Source organism: Pseudomonas sp. B35(2017), from assembly GCF_002113645.1.
In the GTDB taxonomy this organism is placed as follows: Bacteria; Pseudomonadota; Gammaproteobacteria; order Pseudomonadales; family Pseudomonadaceae; genus Aquipseudomonas; species Aquipseudomonas ekonensis.
Genome location: NZ_NEIZ01000038.1, coordinates 1 through 3,338, shown reverse-complemented (window position 1 = coordinate 3,338; position 3,338 = coordinate 1). Strand labels below are relative to the sequence as shown.

Below are 3,338 nucleotides of genomic sequence, written 5' to 3'. Positions count from 1 at the left end.
CCTGCGCAGCCTCACCCAAGTGAAGATGCCGGACGGGACCGAGGTGTTCTTCCGCTTCTGGGACGGCCGGCACATCCACCCGATCCTCAAGGGGCTGGGTGAAGCGGCCGGGGAACTGCTGCCGGTGTTCGGGCGCTACCTGATCAACGGCCAGAGCCTGGAGGTCGGGCCGCGGGTGGTGAGGAAGGCGAAGGACTGGCCGTGGTGGGAGGTGCCGAAGGGGTTGTTGGATGGGCTGGCCAAGGACAATCCGACCACGCTGATCAGCAACCTCATGCAATGGCTGGAGGAGGAACGCCCGGACCTCTACACCGCCTGGCCCGAGAACAACCTGAAACACAAGATCGCCCGTTTCGTACGTCGCCCGGATGCTCCGGACAACCTTAAAGAAGCACTGTTAAACCACCTGATTCTGGAGCAAGGCTGATGATCGCAAAGGAACGCATTGAGTTCATTGACGGACAACTCAACTCCTTCAAAGACAGCCTGAAGCTGTACCAGGAGCAAACCAAGACCTGGTATGCAAGAGCTGCAGACAAGGGCAGCCGAGCTGCTGACCTGCCGTCCCTGCTCGGCATGGAACGAGTGATCAAAGTCGGCAACACCAGCAAGTCGGTGAGCATGACAGATGGCGACTTCACCTCAAACGTCGCTCAGTGCCCGCTCAAAGGGCCGTTGCTCATCGAGAGCAAATTCGAATCGGTATACGACATTCCGGTGGGTGATATCGAAGTCGAAATCGTCGCCGTGGAGGGTGGTGCCGTCAGCAAAGTCAAACTGGACGCCAAAGGAAAGGCCAGCTGGACGGGAGGCATTCCTGGCAAGTACTACAAGATCCGGGTTCACAATGAAGTGACTCCAGCGCAAATCGATGCCTTGTTCAACTCCTACAAGGGCATCACGGCTGATCTGGAAGGTTTTCTGCGCAAGGAATGGGCCGGCTTCAAACCGCAATGGTCAACCCTATCGGCATCCACCATGGTGATGTCTGTCGGTAAAGGCATCCTTGAAGGTGGCTGGGAGGCCATCAAGGGCGTGTGGGATGGCATCAGCCTGGTTCTGGACATCCTTCAGGATCCAGGAAAGTTCAAGGAAGATCTCGGCGCCGGCACCCAAAAGCTGATTGACTTGGCCAAGCAGTCACCAGAGGTCATGAAGAAGGCCATGTTGCTGGCCAGCGATGAGGCGGCATTGTTTCTGCTGGTTCGGAGTGCCGTGATCTGGTTGGCAGGTTTGCCGCCGACCAAACTGGCAGGCGAGTCGGCGAAGATGACTACCGCTGCGGTCGTCGGCATTGCCATCGACATCGTGATCGGGATCGTACTGACCATCGCGGCCGAAGGCACAGGGATTATCTATCTCGTCGCGCGACTGAAGAAGTACGGCGAAATTCTCGTCAAGGCCGTGATTGGCTTTGTCGAGTCCGTGTTCAAGATCATCAAAGGCTTCATGGAGTATGTCGCCAAGTACACGGCCGTGGCGGCGCGTGGTGTGACGGCGAAGGTGAGAAACGGCATTTCTGAACTGCGTTTTGATGGAAAGAGAAACGCGACGCTCGGCAGAGGCAAAGCCGGTGACGATGCTGCCAAACAGGCGAAGACACCTGCCGACAAGAGCGCAGAGCCAGCTGCCGGAACCTGCACTGATGGATGTCCGGTATCGATGGTCACCGGTGAAGAACTGCTGACGCTTACCGACGGCCACCTCGACGGGCTGCTGCCGTTTGAATGGACACGCCTGTACCGAACCAGCGCAGTGGAAATCGATTGTGGCCTGGGCCATGGCTGGAGCCATGCACTCGCGCACCGGATCGAAATCGTGGGCGACGAGGTCATCTGGACTGACCATGAAAACCGTTCCACGCCTTTCCCGCTCCCAAGCGAACAGCGTCCGGCCATCACCAACAGCCTTTCGCGGGCAGCCATTTTCCTGGGTGACGATCCGTCCGAACTGATTCTGGCCCAGGCAAGCAAGCGCCCGACGTTCTACCACTTCCGCTTCAACAGCAAAGGCGCAACCCTGATCGCCATCAGCGACAGCTACGGCAATCGGCTGCACATCACGCGGGACATCCACGGACGCATCAAACGCCTCGACAACGGCGCGGGCCGTGCCCTGCTGCTGCGTTACGACCGCAAGCACATCGTCGCAATCGACTATCAGCAGTTCCTTCCGGCGGACAACCTCGAAGACGCCTGGAGCACCGTCCAGACGCTGGTCTCCTACAGCTACGACGCTCAAAACCGGCTGATTGAGGCGAAGAACACTGCAGGGGAAGCCGAACGTTATCGCTACAACGATCAACATGTGATCCTGGAAAGGCAACTGGCTGGCGGAGCGGCCTTCTTTTGGGAGTGGGAGCACGAAGGCAAGCTCGCTCGCTGTATCCATCACTGGGCGAATTTCTCGCAGATGGATACGCACTACGCCTGGGATGACAAAGGCACCGTCACCGTCACCAACGCCGATAGCAGCGAAGAAATCTACACCCACGACGACAAGGCCCGCCTGGTCAGCAAGGTCGATCCGGACGGTGCCGAGCATCTGAAGGTTTACAACGACAAAGGCCAGCTGATCGCCGAAAAGGATCCGCTGGGCGCCGTGACCGAGTACCGGTACGACGATGAGGGGTTGATGACTGCGGTCATCCCTCCTGAAGATGAAGCCATCACCTACGAATACAGCAATGGCTTCGTCAGCGACGTGCATCGCGGGAAGGCCAGCTGGAAGTATCAGCGCAACAAGCAAGGCGACGTCACCCGGCAAATAGATCCGGACGGTCATGCCACGCTCTACAGCTACGACCGACAAGGCCGATTGCTGGAAATCACGCATCCCGACGGCAGCCGCCACCAGTTGGGTTGGAACAACCTTGGCCAACTGCTGGAAGAGCGCCTGCCCGACGGCGGGCAACGCAAGTACCGTTACGATGCCATGGGCCGCCAGATCACCCGTCAGGAAGAGTCCGGCGCCATCACCCAGTACCAGTGGGACAACGCCAATCGCCTGTCGCAGGTGACGTTGCCCGGTGGCGCGACGCGCGCGTTCACCTACAACGCCTATGGCAACGTGACAGCCGAACGCGACGAACTCGGCCGCATCACCCGCTACGAGTACGCCGACAACCTGCACCTGGTCAGCCGCCGCATCAACCCGGACGGCAGCCAGTTGCGCTACCGCTACGACAATGCCGGCCTGCTGCTCACCGACATCGAAAACGAACGCGGCGAGCACTACCACCTCGACTACTACAGCAACGGCCTGATCCAGCAGGAAACCGGCTTCGACGGCCGCCGCACCGCCTACGAATACGACCTCAACGGCCAACTGCTGAAGAA

The 3,338-nt window shown here is 59.2% G+C and carries 2 protein-coding genes; both read left to right on the top strand.

From position 1 onward, the window contains the following. The coding region (locus CAG41_RS27980) for a DUF4123 domain-containing protein (RefSeq protein WP_139835009.1) at positions 1-427 on the top strand (427 nt) is incomplete at its 5' end. After that, positions 427-3,338, top strand: a 2,912-nt coding sequence (locus CAG41_RS27975; protein WP_139835008.1) for a DUF6531 domain-containing protein, incomplete at its 3' end; no start/stop codon positions are given. The genes CAG41_RS27980 and CAG41_RS27975, both read left to right, overlap by 1 nt.